At 28.5% G+C, this 21776-nt stretch carries 22 protein-coding genes; 21 read left to right on the plus strand and 1 reads right to left on the minus strand.

Annotation, left to right across the window (positions count from 1 at the left end; translation table 11 throughout):
* Positions 1-343: 343 nt before the first annotated feature.
* The 7 genes from KQI42_RS12925 to KQI42_RS12955 all read left to right on the plus strand — a co-directional run bounded on the left by KQI42_RS12925 (position 344) and on the right by KQI42_RS12955 (position 6383).
* A complete protein-coding gene (locus KQI42_RS12925; protein ID WP_216520425.1) occupies positions 344-916 on the plus strand; it encodes a winged helix-turn-helix domain-containing protein in 573 nt (190 codons plus the stop codon).
* Between the two features lie 66 nt (positions 917-982).
* Positions 983-2128 (plus strand): DUF362 domain-containing protein, encoded by a 1146-nt coding sequence (locus KQI42_RS12930; protein ID WP_216520426.1) that lies wholly within the window; start codon positions 983-985, stop codon positions 2126-2128.
* 229 nt (positions 2129-2357) lie between these two features.
* On the plus strand, positions 2358-3110 hold the full coding sequence (locus tag KQI42_RS12935) for a GNAT family N-acetyltransferase (RefSeq protein WP_216520428.1): 753 nt from the start codon (positions 2358-2360) through the stop codon (positions 3108-3110).
* A gap of 143 nt (positions 3111-3253) precedes the next feature.
* A complete protein-coding gene (locus KQI42_RS12940) occupies positions 3254-3724 on the plus strand; it encodes a GNAT family N-acetyltransferase (protein ID WP_216520430.1) in 471 nt (156 codons plus the stop codon).
* A 122-nt stretch (positions 3725-3846) separates the two neighbouring features.
* Positions 3847-4557: a LysM peptidoglycan-binding domain-containing protein gene (locus KQI42_RS12945; protein WP_216520432.1), complete on the plus strand. Its 711-nt coding sequence runs from the start codon at positions 3847-3849 to the stop codon at positions 4555-4557.
* A gap of 250 nt (positions 4558-4807) precedes the next feature.
* The gene (locus tag KQI42_RS12950; protein WP_216520434.1) at positions 4808-5068 is read left to right on the plus strand and encodes a hypothetical protein; all 261 of its coding nucleotides are present in this window, start codon (positions 4808-4810) and stop codon (positions 5066-5068) included.
* A 628-nt stretch (positions 5069-5696) separates the two neighbouring features.
* Positions 5697-6383, plus strand: coding sequence for a DUF2786 domain-containing protein (locus KQI42_RS12955; protein ID WP_216520435.1), 687 nt, complete (start codon positions 5697-5699; stop codon positions 6381-6383).
* 343 nt (positions 6384-6726) lie between these two features.
* Here the strand turns inward: KQI42_RS12955 and KQI42_RS12960 are convergent, their stop codons facing one another.
* A complete protein-coding gene (locus KQI42_RS12960) occupies positions 6727-7209 on the minus strand; it encodes a superoxide dismutase family protein (RefSeq protein WP_216520436.1) in 483 nt (160 codons plus the stop codon).
* A gap of 93 nt (positions 7210-7302) precedes the next feature.
* On the opposite strand from KQI42_RS12960, the gene KQI42_RS12965 reads away from it, so the two are divergent.
* The 14 genes from KQI42_RS12965 (at position 7303) to KQI42_RS13030 (ending at position 21698) form a co-directional block, all read left to right on the plus strand.
* The gene (locus tag KQI42_RS12965) at positions 7303-7851 is read left to right on the plus strand and encodes an isochorismatase family protein (RefSeq protein ID WP_216520437.1); all 549 of its coding nucleotides are present in this window, start codon (positions 7303-7305) and stop codon (positions 7849-7851) included.
* Between the two features lie 63 nt (positions 7852-7914).
* Entirely contained in the window at positions 7915-8790 is an 876-nt protein-coding gene (locus tag KQI42_RS12970; RefSeq protein ID WP_216520439.1) for a patatin-like phospholipase family protein, read from the plus strand.
* 65 nt (positions 8791-8855) lie between these two features.
* Positions 8856-9794: a DUF5700 domain-containing putative Zn-dependent protease gene (locus tag KQI42_RS12975; RefSeq protein WP_216520442.1), complete on the plus strand. Its 939-nt coding sequence runs from the start codon at positions 8856-8858 to the stop codon at positions 9792-9794.
* A gap of 118 nt (positions 9795-9912) precedes the next feature.
* A complete protein-coding gene (locus KQI42_RS12980; RefSeq protein WP_216520444.1) occupies positions 9913-10521 on the plus strand; it encodes a DUF3298 and DUF4163 domain-containing protein in 609 nt (202 codons plus the stop codon).
* Positions 10522-10705: 184 nt separating this feature from the next.
* Positions 10706-11605, plus strand: a complete 900-nt coding sequence (murQ, locus tag KQI42_RS12985) for an N-acetylmuramic acid 6-phosphate etherase (protein ID WP_216520446.1) — start codon at positions 10706-10708, stop codon at positions 11603-11605.
* Between the two features lie 19 nt (positions 11606-11624).
* The gene (locus KQI42_RS12990; protein WP_216520448.1) at positions 11625-12977 is read left to right on the plus strand and encodes a PTS transporter subunit EIIC; all 1353 of its coding nucleotides are present in this window, start codon (positions 11625-11627) and stop codon (positions 12975-12977) included.
* 75 nt (positions 12978-13052) lie between these two features.
* Positions 13053-14096, plus strand: coding sequence for a MupG family TIM beta-alpha barrel fold protein (locus KQI42_RS12995; protein WP_216520450.1), 1044 nt, complete (start codon positions 13053-13055; stop codon positions 14094-14096).
* Between the two features lie 2 nt (positions 14097-14098).
* Positions 14099-14950 (plus strand): MurR/RpiR family transcriptional regulator, encoded by an 852-nt coding sequence (locus KQI42_RS13000; protein WP_216520452.1) that lies wholly within the window; start codon positions 14099-14101, stop codon positions 14948-14950.
* Positions 14951-15012: 62 nt separating this feature from the next.
* Complete coding sequence (locus tag KQI42_RS13005) at positions 15013-15981, plus strand: N-acetylglucosamine kinase (protein ID WP_216520455.1); 969 nt, start codon at positions 15013-15015, stop codon at positions 15979-15981.
* A gap of 50 nt (positions 15982-16031) precedes the next feature.
* Entirely contained in the window at positions 16032-16337 is a 306-nt protein-coding gene (locus KQI42_RS13010; RefSeq protein ID WP_216520457.1) for a PTS sugar transporter subunit IIB, read from the plus strand.
* A 12-nt stretch (positions 16338-16349) separates the two neighbouring features.
* Positions 16350-17618 (plus strand): PTS sugar transporter subunit IIC, encoded by a 1269-nt coding sequence (locus tag KQI42_RS13015; protein ID WP_216520459.1) that lies wholly within the window; start codon positions 16350-16352, stop codon positions 17616-17618.
* A gap of 55 nt (positions 17619-17673) precedes the next feature.
* Positions 17674-18000, plus strand: coding sequence for a PTS lactose/cellobiose transporter subunit IIA (locus KQI42_RS13020; RefSeq protein ID WP_216520461.1), 327 nt, complete (start codon positions 17674-17676; stop codon positions 17998-18000).
* A 174-nt stretch (positions 18001-18174) separates the two neighbouring features.
* Complete coding sequence (locus KQI42_RS13025) at positions 18175-19266, plus strand: metallophosphoesterase family protein (protein WP_216520464.1); 1092 nt, start codon at positions 18175-18177, stop codon at positions 19264-19266.
* Positions 19263-21698 (plus strand): ATP-binding protein, encoded by a 2436-nt coding sequence (locus KQI42_RS13030; RefSeq protein ID WP_216520466.1) that lies wholly within the window; start codon positions 19263-19265, stop codon positions 21696-21698. Before KQI42_RS13025 ends, KQI42_RS13030 begins: the two co-directional genes overlap by 4 nt.
* Positions 21699-21776: the final 78 nt, after the last annotated feature.

Here is a 21776-nt window from a genome sequence, read left to right on the forward strand (position 1 = left end):
GGGGTAGCTTGGAAAGTTAAAGCGGTTGGCGGACTGTATTCAGCGTGTCTTTAGACACTTGCAAGTAACATGCCCTTATAGGGCTGAGCAAACCACCCGTTTGACGGGTGGTTATGATTGACAAAAATATAAAACGATATTTAAATTTATTTAACGTTAGAATTATTTTAATGTCAAATAAATTTTAAGAGGTGTTTTTATGGAAACTAGGTTAAGTAAAAAATCCCAAGTAAAAGAATTAATTCGGTACAAAGAATATATGAAACTTCTTATATCCGATACTATCTAATAAAAGTTTTTTAAAAAACTAAAATAAGGTATAATAAGGACAGAGGTGATTTTTTTGGAGAAAGAAAAAACATTGAGTACTGAAGAAGAGATTAAAATCTTCTCTGATCCTTATAGAATAAGGATATTAACTACATTTAAGAATCTAGGCAAACCAGCAACAGTTAAAGAAATTGCTGATTTAATGAAAGAAGTGCCTTCAAAAGTTCACTACCATGTAAAAAAATTGGAGTCTATAGATGTACTTAAATTAATTTATACAAGAGAGATAAATGGGATAATAGCTAAATACTATGAGCCAACAGCAGAATCTTTTGCAATTGGAACTGAATTGGATAATTCACCTATAGATGATGTTATTAAAGATGAGATAAGAAAGCTAATAGTGAACTTATATGATGAGAGTAAGAATATTATTTTAGACTATTTGTCCGAACGTGGAGATAATATAAAAAGTAAAGAAAGGTCTTCGATAGTTTCTAAAAGTGTATATTTAACAGAGGAAGAATTTAAGGAGTTTAATCAAATTTTAGAGGAATTTTACTATAAACATAGAGAAAAAAAACTAGATGGTAAGAAATATCATTTATTTAATACTATATTTTATATAGATGATACCGTGGAATAAAATTGATATTATAGCTGAAACAACTTTTATAAAAGTTGTCATGTAGGAAAAGGAAGGGCTGGAGTATTGAAGAAAATAAATATTGTTGAATGTAAAGATTATGATTATCAAGAAGTCATTAAATCAGTTTATAAGTGCTTAGATAATATTGAAAGTTTGAAAACTATAAAGAAACATAGTAAAGTTTTGGTAAAAACCAATTTGCTTAAAAAGAATAGACCAGAAGACGGAGTCACAACACATCCATATATTGTTGAAGGTGTTGTTAAATATTTGCAGGATATGGGATGTGCTGTAGTTATTGGAGACAGCCCAGGTGGACCTTTCAATGATAAAATTTTAGAAGGGATATATGAGACGACAGGTATGTTAGATATTCAAAAAAGAACTAACTGTCAACTAAATTATGATACTTCTGTAAAAGAAATATTTAATGAAGAAGCATTAATTTTAAAAAATATGAAGATTGTAAAAGCATTTGACGATGTGGATTACATAATATCTTGTGCTAAGCTAAAAACTCATGCAATGATGTCATATACAGGAGCAGTTAAAAACCTATTTGGTGTAATTCCAGGTGTTACTAAGGCAGAATACCATTTTAAAATGAATGATTTAAATCATTTTGCTAATGTATTAATTGATATTTGCCAATATGTTAAACCTGTTTTTTCAATAATAGATGCTATAGATTGTATGGAAGGGGATGGACCATCTTCAGGAGATATACGTCGAGTAGGTCTAATTATGGCTGGAGAAAATCCCTATTTGTTAGATTTTATTGCTACAAAGATTGTTGGAATAGATCCATTTATAGTTCCAACTATTACGGAATCTTTAAACAGAGGATTATTCGAGGAAGATTTGAAGAACAATGTAATAGATGGAGTAGATATTAGCTCATTAAATATAAAACCTTTTAAATTACCTCAATCTTCTAATATAAATTTTGTTGGGGGAAAAGTTCCAAAATTTGTTGAAAATTTTATAATAGATAGTTTGAGACCAATTCCGATAATAAGATACGACCAATGTATTTCCTGTGGTATATGTGCTAGAAACTGTCCTGCAAAAATTATTGATATGAAAAGTGGTAAACCAATTATAAATACGAAAAAATGTATAAGATGTTTCTGCTGCCATGAATTATGCCCTAAAAAAGCAGTGGATATAAAAAAACATCCTGTACATAGAGTTATATTTAGAGACTAGCTATAAAATAGATAATGATCAAAAAGAAACAAGTACTTCAAAAATACTTGTTTTTTTAGTTTTAAGATTATGTAATTATATTAAGTAGAAATATCTAAATAAGAAGGGAGTGATCATTAAATTTTTTATTTCTTTATAAAAAACAAGAATATTTAAAAATATAAAAGGAATCAGAGAAAGAATATAGAATATCCATAGTATTGATGAATACAGATATGGAGGACTAATTATGATAAATATCATTGATACTTTTCAAGAATTTAGGGAGTGTTTTGAAGATAAATTAGATTTATCTATAGATGATAAGATTCGGATATGGCAGGATTGCTATATCTCAAAGTATCCTGAATTGGAAAGGAAGTGTAAAGCTTATTATGAAGAATACGATTATAGCTGGAAGAGTGTTGCTAATGAACTAGTGTTTAAAAGAACTAAGGATGATTTCAATAAAATGATTAAAGCCCATGAAAATATTTTAGAAATAATAGAAGAAGTAAATTTAAATGCTAAAGAAGTATTTAATTTAGACTTACAAAGTAAGGAGTCAATACGTCTTAATATTCTAAAAGAAATTGAAAATCATAGTATGTTTCCTAATAACAAACGATTTATTATATGTAAAAAGAAAGATCTACAGCCAATAGGAGAAATAAATTATTGTGATTGGGATTCAAGGAATCAAAAATGTGAGTTTGGAATAAAAATATGTGAAGTAGTTGAACAAGGAAAGGGTTATGGAAAGGATGCATTATACCATTTTATTGATTTTATATTTAGGTTTTTAAATCTTAATAAAATAGAATTAATGACGATGATTGATAATGAAAGATCACAAAATCTATATAAAAAATTAGGATTTAAAGAAATCGGAGTAATTAGGAATGGATATTTTGATAGTAGAACTGGTACATTTCAAGATGTATTATACATGGATATACTAAAGTATGAATGGGATGAAATAAAAAATAGTGTATCAATATAATGAAAAATTTAAAATTAAAGGAGTAACTTGATAGAATTTATGAAGAACATGTTTTATATCAATTAATAATGTATTTAAGGTGTGATATAAAGAAAATCTAAAGTATTAATATTTTAGAGAGATTAATCTTAGGGGGGAATAATATGGAGTATAGGATAGCAAACAAGCAAGATATATCTCAACTAGTAGAGATGAGGTGGAACTTTAAAATGGAAAATAAAGAGGAATATAATATTTGTGATAAACAGGAGTTTATAAACGAATGTGAAAGTTTTTTTAAGAAAGGGTTAGAAGAAGGAAATTGGACACATTGGATAGCGGTTGATAAAGGAGATATTGTTTCACATATTTCTATTAGTCATATTAGAAAAATACCTAAGCCTAGCCGACTTCATGATGAATATGGATACGTAACTAATGTTTATACAAAACCATCATATAGGGGGAACGGTATAGGATCGGAACTTATGGATAGAGTCAATAAATGGGCTGAAGAAAAAGATTTTGAGATATTAATAGTTTGGCCAAGTAAAAAAGCTATACCATTTTATAAAAGAAAAGGTTTTAGTAATCAAAATGAGATAATGGAAAAAGTACTAAGAATTGATATTTAAGAACATTATATTTTAAATTGTTAATGTATAATGTATGATTTATTTCATAATATCTTTGACATTCAACTCTTTTCTAGCATAGTATATATGGAAAATATATATTAAAAAGAAAGGTGGTTATTATGAACGATAATTATGGAATACAACAAAGATGTCCTTCTGGAAGTTTTCAATATACAATAAGAGCAGGAGATACTCTGTTTGCACTTAGCCAAAGATTTAATGTAAGTGTACAGGCGATTATGAATGTCAATCCAGGAATAGATCCAAATAGGTTACAAATAGGTCAAATAATATGTATACCAAGTATGGCACCTCCAGTACCTTCATGTCCAAATGGATTTCTTTATACAATAAGAGCAGGAGACACTTTATTTGAACTTAGTCAAAGATTTAATGTAAGTGTGCAGGCAATTATAAATGCTAATCCAGGAATAGATCCAAATAGGTTACAAATAGGTCAAGTAATATGTATACCAAGTATGGCACCTCCAGTACCTCCATGTCCAAATGGATTTCTCTATACAATAAGAGCAGGAGATACTTTATTTGAACTTAGTCAAAGATTTAATGTAAGTGTACAGGCGATTATAAATGCCAACCCAGGAATAGATCCAAATAGACTACAAATAGGTCAAGTAATATGTATACCAATGGTAACATTTCCAGTACCTCCATGTCCAAGTGGATTCCTTTATACAATAAGAGCAGGAGATACTTTATTTGCACTTAGTCAAAGATTTAATGTAAGTGTGCAGGCAATTATAAATGCCAACCCAGGAATAGATCCAAATAGACTACAAATAGGTCAAATAATATGTATACCAGTTTAATACTATAGTTCAAATAATATATGCTAAGAGTAATATATTCAATGATAAGTCTATAGATAAAAATGAGAAGCCCAATAATCTGGGCTTTTCATTTTTATAAAAAGAAAAAGAACTTAAATAAATATATAGTTAAAAGATATATTAAATAGTTAAAGACATAAATAGAAATATTTGGTATAATATAATTGCTAACGAGCATAGGGGTATTAAATGCGACTTTCAATATAATCCTTCCCTTCTGTCCCTAAACATGGGTAGAAAGAGGTTAATGATAAAAGAAGTACAGAAGAGGAGGATTGATAATATTAGTGAGAATTTAATTACTATTTTGGCTGTTGTATCAATTACGGCAATTACTATAGTGTCCTTTGTAGCCTTAGTATCGCTAATGATATATTTTACAGAGAAAAAAATTATAGCAGGATTTAAGTCAAAAACAGAGATTAAAGATTTAAAATCAGAGTCTAATATAAGAATTGAAGCTATAAAAGAAGAAAAAGAAAAACAGTAGGTTTGTTTTGGCGAACACCTACTGTTTGCATAAAAGTCGTATTTAGATAAACTTCAGAATTATGACTCTTTCTACCCTTATTATATCATGTTTTTAGAAAAATAAACATATTAAGAATTTAAATATAATTAATTTAAGGGAAGTGTATAATCTATGAAAGTATTTTATGTTGCAATAGGATCTATTATAGTTATGACTTTAGCAGGAATATCTAGTATAAAAATACTTACAGGATTTAGTAAGAGAGAAAAAAGAATATAAGATTAAATTTTTGTAGCGTAAATATATGCTAATAAGATTATAAACGAAAAGATAGCTATTTAAGCTATCTTTTCGTTTATAGAAAACATTATTTAGAAGTTTAATAGTTTAGTTACATATTAATTTTAGTTATAATAAAATTTAAAAGAATATTAAATTTGAAGTACCAATAAAGAAATAATGCGTTTTTACTGTTATAATAATGGTATAGAGAATTATGTATTTGTTGACAATGTGGAATTAATATATGTTATGGTTATTTAATAATAGATCGTCATATTAATTTCGAAAGTGAAAGTTCTTACATATCAATACTGGTTGAGAAAGATTAAAGAATCAAGATAAAAAAGACCTGCGAGGTGATGAAATGGAAAATATTATTTTGAAAATAAAAAAATTATTAAGTTTAGGTGAAAGCAATAATAAAAATGAAGCAGAAGTGGCATTGTTAAAAGCCCAAGAGCTATTAGTTAAACATAAGTTATCTTTAAAAGAAATAGAAGAAAATGAGACAGAAAATCTAAAAGTAATTAAGAAAAAAACCAATGTCACTTTCAGAACTGGTAAATGGAAAGGAATACTTGCTGGTTTAATAGCAGATAATTTTAATTGCTATTGCTATTATAATACAAGATATTCTCATAGAATAGTGTTTTTAGGAAAAGAAGAAGATGTTAGTATATGTGAATTACTTTTAACGTATGCAATAGATACTATAGAAAGTACTTGTAAAAGATTAGCTTATAAATATTCTAAGAATGGTTATAGTGTAAAAGGACTGACGAATGATTATGCCTTAGGATTTATAGATGGATTATACAAACAATTTGAAAGACAAAAAAGAGAAAATCAAGAATGGGGAATAATGCTTGTGAAAGATAAAGAAGTGCAGGAAGAATATGATAATATTAATTTTGATCGTGTTATCAATTCAGATATTAAGGTACAAGGATTTTCAGAACTATATGTTGAAGGTTTAGAAGATGGAGAGAACTTTAAAATAAATAATCGAGTTGAAGGTAAGGAAGAACAACAAATTCCAATGTCTAATTAAAAGCATAGTTTTTATAGATGTATAACTGTGAAAACATAATAATTAATTTCTATTAATTTACATATACGAAAAGTAATATTATAAAAATTTTAAAAATTATTTTCTAAGAGTAGATAGTATTAGTTTAACTATCTACTCTTTTTATAAATATAGTGAGAAAGAAATGTAAGATAATAATAAACATTATTCAAAAAATGGAATTTAAGGTTTGTTTATTTTGAATAAAATAAAAATAATGGTATAATAATGTAAGATATTGTTATGGATATAAGAAGTATAAAATTTGGTTTTATGGATGTAATACTATTAAAGATATCTTATTATATAAACCTAAAATTAAAGACTAATCATATAATGGATAGATTACGCCACATCCAATTCTCAATCCAGAGTTTCCTGCTGGTTGTGTTCTATAATCATCTGGATTAAGGTGTATAATTACAGATTTATCTACAACATCTACTGGTTTGAACTTATCAGTAAAGAAATTCATTCTAGCGTATCCATTATTTGAGAACAGTACTGGGAAATCCCCTGCATGATTACCATGAGGTTGATTAGTTGGATTCCAATGTTCTCCAGCGGATTCAAAAGGATTATTATAATTCGTTATTTCACAGACTCCATTTTCATGGATGTGAAAACCGAAGGGACCTATAGGTTGGATATTTTCATTACCAGGTTGATATAAAGGTAACCCCCAAACTTCTACATATACTTCAGTTCCTCCTTCTACGTCTACAAACCAGATATTACCTTGTAGATCGGGAACTATATTGCCACCTGAAATTTTTGCATAGGCATCTAACCTTGGAAAATTGTTCATATAAAATCCTCCTTTCAACAATATAATATGCAGTTCTTTAAGTAAATGATATATGTTGTTTGGAAGGATTAATAAAACATAAGGAGTGTTTTTATGGAAAAGTATATTTTAAATAGAGAAGAGGTAGTTTTACTAATTATTGATATTCAAGAAAGATTGGTATCAGCTATGAAGTATGGAAAACAGGTTATAGAAAAAACTAGTATGCTTTTATCTGCAGCAGAAGAAATGAATATACCTATATTAGCAACAGAACAATATCCAAAGGGGTTAGGAAAAACTGTTGTAGAATTAGATGGAAGACTTGATAAAGCTAGAATTTTTGAAAAAAATAGTTTCACTGCTTATACAGAAGAAATTAAAATTGCTTTAGAGGAAACTAAAAGAAAAAAAGTTATTATAACTGGTATGGAAACTCATGTATGTGTTTTTCAAACAGTTAGAGACTTACTTGCTGATGGATATCAAGTGTTTATTTTAAATGATGGTGTTTGCTCAAGAACCAAGAATAATCATTTAAATGGACTTTCCTTAATGCAATCCATGGGAGCAGTTATAACTAATACAGAAAGTGTATTATTTGATTTACTTAAAATATCGGGAACTCCAGAATTTAAAGTTTTATCAAAGCTAATAAAATAAATATAATATTCAATTTCCAGAAATTGGAGGAATTGAAATATAGTATTAAAGAAGGTGTTATTTGTGGGAAAAATTAAACCAGCTTTAGTTCTTGAAGGTGGAGGTATGAGAGGTGCTTATACATCTGGAATTTTAGAGGCATTCATGGAGGAAAATATTGATTTTTCATATATTATTGGAGTATCAGCAGGAGCTAGCAATGGAGCTAGTTTTATATCTAAACAAAAAGGTAGAAATAAGAAGGTTTTTGTAGACTATGTATCTCATAAGGAATATTCAGGATTTAAACATTGGATTAGAGAAAAAAGCTATTTTAATATGAAATTCTTATTTGACACTTTACCAAATGAGCTGCTTCCTTTTGATTATGATAACTTTTTTAGTTCTGAAACTATTTTTAAGATTTGTACAACTAATGGGGAAACAGGTAAACCAGAATATTTTGATAAAAGAGACATTAAAGATAAGCCAATGTCTAATTTAATTTTACAAGCTTCTAGTAGCTTACCAATTATTTCAATGCCTGTAGAGATTAATGGTATCAAGTATTTTGATGGAGGAATTGTAGATTCTATACCAATAAAGAAATCTATAGAAGATGGAAATAAATATAATGTAATAATACTTACTAGGAATAAGGATTACAGAAAAGGGAAGCAAAAATTAGGATTTTATTTTAGAAGCCATTTAAAAAAATATCCGAAAGTATTAGAAGCCATTGAGAAAAGACATATTGTATACAATCATACTTTAGATGAGATTGAAAGATTGGAAAAGGAAGGTCTTATATACATTTTTAGACCTATAGCTACTATTAATGTAGGGAGAATGGAAAAAGACTCAGAGAAACTGTTAGATTTATATAATCAAGGATATAAAGAAGCTATGGAACAGATGGATGATTTCAGAAAGTGGATAGCAACTATTTCTAATGAATAAAAAAGAATACCTCCTTTCTTAAAGCCATATATATTAATATGATGCTTTAGGAAAGGAGTTTTTTCGTGAAGATCAATTTAGATGGAATTAGATTACTAGGAGAAACCCTAGAGAAAGATAATTTTGAAGAAGAAGAGTTCTATCAATTAATGAAGACTAAAGCAATGAAAGGTTTTATTGAGCATGAAAAAATTTTTAATAAGAAAGTTAATAAAATAATTATAAAGGAAGAAATAATAAATACTATTAAGGTAAAGGGATATAAAGATAAGTTTGAATTTCATATAATAAAAGAAAATATTGAGCAGTTAAAGGAAGATTTAAATTATATAGAAAATAATGAGTATATTATTGTTCATGAAGCTCTTAAAAGAGTTTACAATATTGTACCCAAGCATACAAAGATAAATCCTAATATCTATCTTTATGGAGGAGGAATAGATGGAGGATTTACTATTTATAGAAAAAAAGTCTATATTAATTACATAAAGTATATTGGAGATAAAGAAGAATTTATTAAAGTTCTTAGTCATGAACTATTTCATTGTAGGAAGCTACCTTTAAAAAGTAAATCAAAAACATTTTTTATTTATGATTTCAATTTAGAAAAATTTATGTATGAAATTATAGGAAAAGCCCTAGAAGAGGGAATTGCTTCTTTAATACAACATGGACACTATTTTAAAAAAGATGATCCAGTAGGGATGTTGACTAATAGAAATTTAGTTTTAGCAGCTGAAGAATTTAATCGCTTAAATGATATTCTTATAACTATAAAATATGGAAGACCAGATTATTATAATATAAAGGTGTTAAACATATATGTAATAGGCTATTATATAGTAAATTTGTTATATCGTCATTATGGTAAAGAAATATTATTGCCATGGATTGTTAATTATGATTATAAAGAATTAATAAAAGCTTATATAGAAATAAATAGAGCTAATAATATGTCATCTGGATTTAGTGATGAAATTGAAAAATGGATAATTTCACTATAGATTTTTCTATATATTATCTTATTAAAGTTTCTAAATAAACTACTAAAAGTGTAAATGATGCACTGATTTTTTCTATTTGCATATTCTATTATAATAAGCAAATAAAGGAGTGGTTGATATGGAAACTAGAATATTTCCTATTTTAGTAAATACAGCTAAATTAGAAATGGAAAGACTAGTAGTATACTATCCCAAAATAGGTGGACTGCCTAATATAGAAATTCAAAATAAAATTAATAATACCATATTAAATAATGTTTATGACCAAATAATTCAACAGGGATATTATGAAAATCCTGAAACAGAAATAACTGGACTATGGGAACTTAAGAATAATGATAAGGGGATTTTAAGTCTTACTTTAATTAATTATTCTTATTCTGGTGGTGCCCATGGAAATACTATAGTTAAAGCTTTGACTTTTAATATAGAAACTGGAAGTACTTATCAACTCTCAGATTTATTCAAGCCTGGTGCTAATTATATTAAAGTTTTATCAGAAGAAGTTGAAGATCAAATTGAAGAAAGAGATATCCCAACATTAGAAAAGTTCACTTCGATTAAACCGAATCAAGATTTTTATATAGCAGATTTGTGTTTAGTTATTTTCTTTCAAGTTTATGAAATAACTCCATATGTAGTAGGAATACCTTATTTCCCAATTTCAATTTATGAAATTGAAGATATTATAGATGAAAAAGGACCCTTAGGAAGGATGTTATCGTAAAAATCTAGAGAAATCTAGGTTTTTTTATTTAAAATTATTTTAAAAGAATAATGTTTAAATTATAGGGTATATAAAAAATAAAATGAAAAATATTTTCAAAATACTTATATTGATATTGAAAAATATTTTCAATATGATATTATTGTATATAGAATAGTTAAATTTTGCTAAAAGGAGGATGTATATGGAACTAGGTAGTCTTATTACAGAACAAATAAATGAAAATACTAAAAATATTGATAGAGCCACAACTTTAGAGATGGTAAGAATGATTAATGATGAAGATAAGAAAGTTGCTTATGCTGTTGAAAAAGAGCTAGAGAATATAAGTAGTGCAATAGATATAATCGCTAAAAAGATAGAAGAAGGTGGAAGGTTAATCTATATGGGGGCTGGAACAAGTGGAAGATTGGGAATCTTGGATGCATCTGAATGTCCCCCAACTTATGGTGTAAATCCAGAATTAGTTCAAGGATTAATAGCAGGTGGACATACTGCAATGTTTAAAGCTGTTGAAGGATCAGAGGATAGCAAAGAGTTGGGGATAGAAGATTTAAAAATCATAAATCTTAATTCTAGGGATGTTTTAGTAGGCATAGCTGCTAGTGGAAGAACTCCTTATGTAATTGGAGGGTTAACTCATGCTGATAAAATAGGTTGTCCTACTATAAGTATAACCTGTAATCCAAATTCAGAAATGTCCAAGCTTTCTAAGTTGTCAATAAGTCCAATAGTAGGACCAGAAGTAGTATCTGGGTCTACTAGAATGAAAGCTGGTACAGCTCAAAAGATGGTATTAAATATGTTATCAACAGGTGTGATGATAAAACTAGGAAAGGTATATGGCAATTTAATGGTTGATGTTCAAACCAATAATATTAAACTTATAGAGAGAGCAAAAAGTATAATAATGCAAGCCACAGATGTATCAAGAAAAGTAGCAGAAGAATATCTAGATATAGCAGAAAATGATGTAAAACTAGCAATTTTAATGATTATTACAAATGTTTCTAAGGAGGTGGGGATAGAATTATTAGAGAAACATAAAGGTTATTTAGCAAAAGCCATCGATGATGCAAAATAAATATAAGGAGGAATGGGAAATGAGCGACAAAATAAAAGATATTGCTAATAGTATTTTACAAAATGTTGGTGGTGAAGAAAATATTAAAAGTTTTGAAAACTGCATGACAAGAGTAAGACTTATATTAAAGGACAATTCAAAGCTTGATAAGAAAAGTCTTGAAAAAGTTGAAGGGATAATGGGAGTTGTAGAATCTGGAAAACAAATTCAAGTTATTGTAGGACCAAGTGTTGCTACCAAAGTTTCAGATTATATTAGAGAAAATACTAAGTTAAATGTAAAAGATGCCCCAGAGTTTGGTCAAGCTGATGAAGTAAAAGCTCAAGTTAAATCAAAATATAAGGCACCATTAAGTGATACCTTTAAGAAGATAGCAGATATATTTATACCTTTAATACCAGCATTTATTGGTTCAGGACTTATAATGGGAATTAACAATATTTTAGTATCCAAAGAGATAGTAAAAAATCCAAATATAACTGGACTATTAGGAGTTTTCGCTGGAGCTGTATTTGGATATATGGCAATAATGGTTGGTATGAATGCTGCTAGAGTTTTTGGCGGTTCTCCAGCAATTGGGGGGTTAATGGCTGGTATTACAATATCACCTGGACTAGCTAATGTTGAATTGTTTGGAAAAGCTTTATTACCAGGACGTGGAGGTATTATAGCAGTACTTTTAGTAGTTTGGTTTTCATCTTTAATCGAAAGAAAACTAAGAAAAGTTATACCAGAAACATTAGAACTAATATTTACTCCTTTATTAACTGTATTGATATCTGGGTTTGCAGCTGTTTTAATACTACAGCCTATAGGCGGAACAATTTCTGATGCTATAGGTGCAGCGGTTACAACTGCAGTAGAAGGTGGAGGTCCTATTGTAGGAGCTATTTTAGGAGGAACTTTCCTACCACTAGTAATGACTGGTTTACATCAAGGATTAACTCCTATTCATGCTGATTTATTGTTAAAAAGTGGTGTTAATACATTATTACCAATCCTTGCTATGGCAGGAGCAGGACAAGTTGGTGCAAGTATAGCCGTTTATGTTAAAACAAAGAATCAAAGGTTGAAGAAAACGGTTGCCAGTGCATTGCCCGTTGGAATACTTGGTATTGGTGAACCATTGATCTATGGAGTTACCTTGCCGTTAGGCAAACCTTTTATTGGAGCTTGTATAGGTGGAGCTGTAGGTGGCGGAATTATAGCAGCTTTTAAAGTCGGTGCTATAAACATGGGATTATCAGGTCTGCCACTGGCTACTTTAATTCAATCTAATCAAGTAATATATTATCTATTAGGTATATTGGGAGCATATGTTGGCGGATTTATAGCAACTTATCTTATTGGATTTAATGATCCTATTGAATAAAAAATAAACAATAAAACAATACAAGGTAGGACATCCTACCTTGTATTCATATTAAAAGATTTAGGAGGGACAACTATGATTGGAGTTTCAATTTATCCAGGTATGGATAGTTCTATAGAAGAAATATTAGATTATATGAATAAAGCTTACTCTTTAGGTATAAAAACCTTATTTACTTCTGCTCATATTCCAGAAGTAAAGGAGAATTTTCTTAAAGATTTTAAGAAAGTTTTAGAAGAAAGTTCGAGGTTGGGTTTTACTTCTATTGTAGATATATCTAAGAACTACTTTGATGAATTAGATATGAGAAAGTATAAAATTGATTATTTAAGATTAGACTTTGGATTTACCATTGAAGAAACAGCTAAAATATCTAAAGAATATGACTTCGGTATTTCAGTCAATGCTACAACACTAACAGAAGAAGAAATAAGTGAATTTATTAAGTACGGAGGAAATGTAGAGAAGATAAATGCATGCCACAATTATTATCCAAGAAAAGACACTGGAGTTTCAGAAGAACTTTTTATTGAAAAAAATAAATTCTTAAAGAAGTTTGGAGTAAAAACTCTAGCTTTTGTTCCATCTCAATATAGAAGAAGGGGTCCGATGTACGAAGGATTGCCGACATTAGAAAAACACAGATATTTGAACTCGATGATTTCAGCTCAACATCTAATGAATCTAGGGATAGATTATGTTATAGTTGGAGATGAAATGGCTTCTGATGAAGAACTAAAAAACCTTTCAGCTTTAAAGAAAGATACCATCTTATTACCTATTAAATTGCTTAACAACTTAACAGAAGTAGAATTAGATTTAATAAATAGATCTCATACTAATAGAATGGATCCTGGTGAATATGTAATTAGGTCACAAGAATCTCGACTAATTAAAAAAGGAAAAATTATTCAAAATAATATTGTTAATCGAAGAAAATATTACTTAACTATTGATAATGAATTATATGGAAGATATGAAGGAGAATTGCAGATCTTAAAGAAAGACTTTGAGGCAGACAATAGAGTAAATGTTATTGGGGACTGTTCAGAAGGTAGTATATTAATAGATAATTTAAAACCAGGGGATAAATTTAAGTTTCATATATTGGAGGATTAGTAATGGATATATTTCTAAAACTACACGAGATGGAAGAACAATTAACAAAATCAGAACAAAAGATTTCGCAATGTATTTTAGATAACTCTGAGGAAATATATAATTATTCAATAAAAGAATTTGCAAAAGAATGTAATACAAGTCCAGCAAGTATAGTTAGGTTTTGTCATAAATTAGGTTATGATGGTTTTCAAGAGTTTAAAATAAACCTAATTAAAAATGTAACTAATTCACAGTATAAGGAAAACAACATCTATGAAGATGTATCTGTAGAAGATGATATTGAGGATATTATCAATAAAATAACTATGATAAATATAAAATCTATAGAAAATACAAAAACACTACTAGATAGAAAACAGTTAGAAAAAGCTATAAACTCTTTAGATGAAGCTAAAAATATATATTTATTTGGAGTAGGGGCATCAGGATTAGTAGCTATGGATTTTCAACATAAGTTAATGAGAATCAATAAAAAAGCTTTTATGTATTTAGATAGTCATAGTCAGCTAGCTTCGGCAGTAAATATAGAAAAGGGGGATGTAGCTGTAGGGATTTCTCATAGTGGGAAAACTTTAGAAGTATTGAAAGCTATCATGGCAGCAAAAGAAAAAGGAGCAAGAACTATTTCTATAACTAAATATGGAAATAATCCTGTAAGTAGTGCAGCAGACATGAAACTTTGGGTTGGAGATATAGAGAAAAATTTAAGAATTGGAGCCATTGCTTCTCGTATAGCACAGTTGACTTTAATCGATATATTATTAATTGGCTTATCCAAAAAGAACTTTGAAGTTGTTTCTAAAATTCGTATGGATTCTAGTTTAATAGTAAAGGATCTAAAAGTAAAGTAAATCAGCTTATAAAAAAAGTTCATATATTCTATAAATAATATAAGTAAATATGGAGTGATGATATGGAATATATTATTGGGATTGACGGAGGTGGAACTAAGACCAAAGGCTATATATCAGATAGTAGTGGTAATATATTAGGCAGTGCTTTTAGTGACACATCTAATTATTTATCAGCTGGAATAGATAAGGCTGAAGATTCCTTAAATTGTGTGATTACAAAGCTCTGTGAAAAACAGAATATAGAAAAAAATCAAATTGGACTAATATCCTTGGGATTAGCTGGAGCAGGTAGAGAGAAAAGTGAAAGTATTATAAGAGATATGATAAAAAATATTGGGATAAATGGAGAAGTTATATTAAACAACGATGCTTATATAGCACTTGTAGGAGCCCATGGGAAAGAGGAAGGGATTATAACCATTAGTGGAACAGGTTCCATATCTCTAGGATCTGATGGAGCAGGAAATTTAATTAGAGCTGGTGGTTGGGGACATATATTAGGAGATGAAGGTAGTGGATATTATTTTGCTAGAGAAGGTCTTATAGCTGTATTAAAACATGAAGATGGTAGAGGGAATAAAACTGTTATTAAAGAGAAAGTGTTTAATTATTTAAGCATAAAAAAGATAGATAGTTTAATAGAATATGTTTACAATAATTTGACTATGAAAAATCTTATCTCTGATCTATCTCCATTAATAATTGAATCGGCAGAAGAAGGGGATATAGTAGCTAATATCATAATAGATAAAGGCTTAGATGAATTAATAGTCATGACATCAACTATTAGGAGTAAATTGAGTGAGACAAAAGATGTAGCATTGGCAGGAGGAGTATTCGAAAAGTCTCAATTAGTTAAATCTAAGTTTATAGAAAGGTTACAGTTAAAAGATCCTTCTTTACAAGTAATAGATAATAAGTATGACAATTCTGTTGGCTCTCTTATAGTTGGTTGGAAAAAAAGGAAGATAAATTATAATGATAAAAAAATATCTGAACAAATTAAAAGAGTCTTAGAATATAAATAATTTCTAATATAAATTATTTATAGAATACTTTAAAAAGGGGGTGTTGGAATATGATGAAAATTATAATGGTGTGCTCTGGTGGCATGTCTAGCTCTATAGTTGTAAATACAATTAAAAAAGAAGCAGAAAAAGAAGGGATAGACATAGAGATCAAGGCAGTAGGAACAGGGGAATTTGCAGATAAGATAAAGGATGGATGGGATTTAGTCTTAGTAGCTCCTCAAGTACGCCATAGACTAGATAGCTTTGAAGAACAAGCAAAAGCGGCAGGTATACCTATAGAGGTTATACCACCTCAGAGTTATAGTCCACTTGGAGGGACAAAGTTAATAACGCAGGTCAAAAAATACTTATAAGGGGGAAGTATATTGACTAAGTTTTTACAGTGGGTTGAAAAAGTATTAATGCCGCCAATGGCAAAATTGTCAGAACAAAGACATTTAAGGGCAATTCGTGACGGTATAGTTTCTACTTTACCATTGATAATCGTTGGTAGTTTTTTCCTTATATTTAGTAATCCACCAATACCAAAATTGGCTGCTAAAATGAGTACTGAATTAGCTGGAAAAATAGCTATACCCGTTAGAATAACTGTAGGATTAATGTCTCTGTATGCATCATATGGAATAGGATATAGTCTATCTAAGTCTTATAAATTAGATGGTGTTTCAGGGGGAATTCTTTCATTAACTGCATTTATAATGACTACTATACCGCTTAATATAGATGGAATTGGCTGGACGTTACCAATGGGGAATCTTGGTGGAGCGGGAATGTTTGTTGCAATTTTAATGGCTATATTTGCTGTAGAAATTATGAGGATATTACAAACTAGGAATATAAGTATAAGAATGCCAGAAGGAGTACCAGATTCAGTTGCAAGGTCTTTTGAAGCATTGATACCAGCAGCAGTAGTAATAACTATTATATGGGCTGTGAGAGTAATGATTGGATTTGATATTCAAGCTTTTATTATGAATATATTTAAGCCATTGGTAAGAGCAGGAAATACATTGCCAGGAATACTAATACCAATTCTTTTAATTACTTTACTGTGGGCTACGGGAATTCATGGTGTTTCAATAGTGGGCTCAATTGCAAGACCAATATGGTTGACATTATCAGATGAAAACATGATGGCTATAGCAGATGGAGCAAAAATTTTACCAAATATTGCACCAGAGCCATTCTTTCAATGGTTTATATGGATTGGAGGTTCTGGAGCTACCTTAGCACTAGTTATACTTTTCTTAACTTCTAAATCCAAATACTTGAAACAATTAGGAAGAACTTCTATTTTACCAAGTATATGTAATATTAATGAACCTGTTATATTTGGAGCACCTATAGTGCTAAATCCACTATTAGGTATCCCATTTATAATTGGCCCAATGATAACGGGAGTAGTGACCTATTTTGCTATGTACTTTAATATGGTCGCTAGGCCAGCTACTTTGCCACCGTGGACATTACCAGCACCAATAGGAGCATATTTAGCAACAAATGGAGATTGGAAAGCAGCTGTTCTTGTCATAATTAATATAATAATAATGATAGCAATATACTATCCTTTCTTTAAAGCTTATGAGAAGCAATTGTTAGCTGAAGAAGGTAAAATAGAAGAAGAATTAAGCTAAAGAAGGGCACCAGTTAAACTGGTGCTTTTCTAATATAATTGAAGGGGATGAAAATATGAAGAATTTAGAAGAAATAGTATTTTCAATAATAATTCACGGAGGTAATGCTAGAGCTAAGGCTTATGAAGCATTAAAAGCGGCAGAAGAAGGCGACTTTAAAACAGCAGAAAAATTAATTTTAGAAGCTGATGAAGAAATAGGCAATGCTCATAGAATACAGACGGATATTATACAGAAAGAAGCAGGTGGAGAAAAAGTAGAATTATCTGTACTATTTGTTCATGCTCAAGATCATTTAATGACTGCTATATCAGAAAAAGGACTAATAGAGAACATGATAAGACTATATAAAAGAGTTAATGAGCTAGAAAAATGGATATAATTTTGTAATTACTTAACTTAGGGTAAGAGAACCTAAAGTTAGAATTCAATATAACTATAAAACATATCAGCTTTTTAATTAAATTAATATTATACAAGCTGGTATGTTTTTATATTTTGTATATTTATTTTATGATATACTTTGGAATAGAAGTATTTTTAGGGGGGATAGGGTATGATTAAGTTTATCCATACTGGAGATATTCATTTAGGTCTTCAATTTAAGAATGTTTCTTTTAATAAAGAGAAGGCTAAAGAAAGAAGAATAGAACTTTGGACTACCTTTGAAAGGATAGTTTCTAGAGCTAAAGAAAATATGGTTGATTTTTTACTAATAGCAGGAGATTTATTTGAAGAGAGTTATTTTACTCTGGGAGATATGAAAAGAGTAAGGGATACCTTTAAAGAGGCTGAAAAGGTTAATATAATAATATCTGCAGGAAATCATGATTATATAGGAGAAAAATCTCTTTATAATAAAATAGATTGGTCTGAGAATGTGACTATATTCAATGGAAATGGAATCGAAATAAAAGAATTTCCTAAATTGAATACAAATATATACGGATATAGCTGGAGTAGAACGGAAATGAAAGAAAATAAGTTGTTCCATAATTTTACAGAAGTTGATAAAGAAAGAACTAATATATTAGTTTTACATGGAGATATTAGTATCAATTCTTCCTATTTACCTCTAAATATACAAGAGTTAAATAAATTAAATCTGGATTATATAGCACTTGGTCATATACATAAACCACAAATAATTTCCGATAAGATAGCTTATAGTGGTTGTCCTGAACCTTTAGACTTTGGAGAAATAGGAGAGAGAGGGATTATAGAAGGAATGGTTAAGGATAATAAGACCATCTTTGAATTTATACCTTTTAGTAAGAGAATTTTTATTAATGAAGAAATCATCTTAAAGGAGGATATGGGATATCCTCAAATTATTAATAAAATAAAAAATATAGATAAAGGAAATAAAGATAGAGACTTCTATAGAATTATACTTAAAGGATTTATTGATAAGGATGTCAATTTTAAAAGTCTTACTAAAGATTTAGAGCCTTATTTTTATCATATAGAAATAAAGGATAATACTATATTAGATTATGATTTTGATATGTTAGAAAGGGACAATCAAGACAATATAATAGGACAATTTATTAAAACAATGAGGAGTAAAGGCTTAGAGGATTCCATAGTTAAGGAATCCCTATATATAGGATTGGAAGCCCTGTTAAAAGGGAGGGGGGAAATGTGATCTTAAAAGAACTAAATTTAATATCTTTTGGAAAGTTTGAAAATAAAGTAGTAAATCTAGAAAAGGGAGTAAATATTATATATGGAGAAAATGAATCTGGAAAGACTACTATACACAACTTCATAAACGGAATGTTTTATGGATTTTTAAAGCCTTATGTTAAAAGGACTATATATTTAGAAGAACATAGTAGATATAACCCTTGGAATAGTAATAGATATGGAGGAATTATAACCTTTGATTATGAGGATAAAGCATATAGAATAGAAAGGGAATTTACTAAAGACAAGGAACTTACTAAAGTTTTAGATGAAGTTACTGGAGAGGATATTACATATAGAATTAATAATGGAGAAAACGGAAAAGTTCTTCAACCAGGAATTCACTTTTTTGGTTTTAATAATACTGTATTTACTAACACAATTTCCATAAAACAACTAGGAACAGAAACTGAGGTTACATTAGCCAATGAAGTGAGAGATAAAATTATTAATGTGACGACTACTCTAGATGATAATATTTCAGTAGATAAAGCAATAAATGATTTAAATAATGAACTAAAAGAAATTGGATCTGAGAAAGCTAATAATAAACCTTATGCCATGAATCTACATAATTTAGAGAAATTAATGAATGAGAAGGCAGATATATTAAATTATAGGGAAAAATATGAAGAACTGTTGGAAGAAAGTTTTAAATTAAATAATCTTCTAGATAAGGAAGAAATAAAACTAAAGGAATTAAAGGGAAAATTACATAAATTTGAAACACTAGAAAAGATAAAGATTTATAATGAAGCTATAGAGTTAACTAATAATATTAATGAAACTGAAAGAAAACTATTAGATTTAAAACCTTACTCTAATCTATCTTTTGATGATTTTTCAGAGGTAATTATTATAAAAAATAGGCTAGAGCCTATTGATGGCGGAATAGATGAGTGTAATAAAGAGATAGAAAATATTGATATTAGATTGACTACTATGGATAGGGATAAAGTATACAATGAAAAATTAAATAACTATGAAGAAATTAGAGTAGATTATCATAATTATGAAGAATTAGAAGAAGAGAAGAATAAACTTCTTTATAACAAAGAAGAAAACCAATTGGAATTTTTAAAAAGAGACTATGAAAGCAATAAAAGTAAACTAAAAAAGATCTATATGGGTCTAAGTATATTTTGTATATTTACATTAGGATTTTTATTTTTAGGAATTATAAATAAGTATTTATCTTTATTATTAATACCTGCGATAGTTTCAATAACTTATTTTATCAATTGTTCTAAAAAAGTTAAAGATATTATTGGGAAAATAAGAGATGAGATTTACACCATGGAAACTAAAGAAATCGAAAGAAATAGCAAAATAAAGGAAGTTGATATTTTATTAGAAAACTTATTTAATAAATATAAAGTGCATTCTAAACTTGAAATTAAAAAGTTATATGAAACATTACAAATGGAAGTATATATAGAAAATAATAATATTAAAATAAATAAAGAATTAAAGGATAAGAAGAAAGACTTATTACAAAAAAAAGAGAACTTAGAAATGGAAAAAAATAAGGCTTTAGTAAAGCTTGATAATATTCTTAAAGTTAATAATTCTACAAGTCTAGAAGAATTTAAAAAGGGATTGAATAAGAAAAATCTTTATGAGGATTGTAAAAAAGATAAGGATATAAAAATACAGTTATTAGATAAGATATTGGGTAACTATACAATAGATGATCTTAGAAGTCAGCTATCCAATGTTAAACAAGAATTTTCTTATGAATTAGATGATATAGACAAAAATAAATTAGAAACATTAATAAATACTTCTATAGAAAATACCTCGAATTTAAAAATTAAGATTAAGGGAGTAGAGGAAAATCTTAATTTTTTAAGTTTGAAGATGAATAGGTTAGTTGAAGTTGATGAAGAGATCCAAAGAGCAGAAAATATCAAACTTCAATATGATAATAAAAAACAGTCTATAGAATTAGCCATAAAAACTATAGAAACTCTCTCAAAAGATATTCATAGTCAATTTGCTCCAGCTATAAATAGAAAAGTAGGAGAAACTATTAAGAAAATATCTGGAGGAAAATATGAAAATGTTAAAATAAATAGTAAGCTAGGTATAGGAGTAGAAAACCCTATTACCAAGGAAATAATGGATATAGACAGCTTAAGTGGAGGAACTATTGATCAACTGTATTTTTCCCTTAGATTTGGTATAATTAGTTCTATGAAGGGAGATAGTTTTCCATTAATATTAGATGATTGTTTTATCCAGTATGATGATAATAGACTTACTAATATTTTGAAGTTTTTATGTGAAATAAGTAGGGAGAGACAAATAATATTGTTTACCTGCCATAATAGAGAAAAGGAAGTATTGAAGAAATTAGATGTAAAATTTAACTCAATTATCTTATGTTAAAGAAATACATGAAGGCTTTAATTATCTGAAATACACACTTTTATATTAAAGTTCAAGATTAACATTAACTGAGGTGAA

This window comes from Tissierella simiarum, assembly GCF_018917865.1.
Classification (GTDB): Bacteria; Bacillota; Clostridia; order Tissierellales; family Tissierellaceae; genus Tissierella_C; species Tissierella_C simiarum.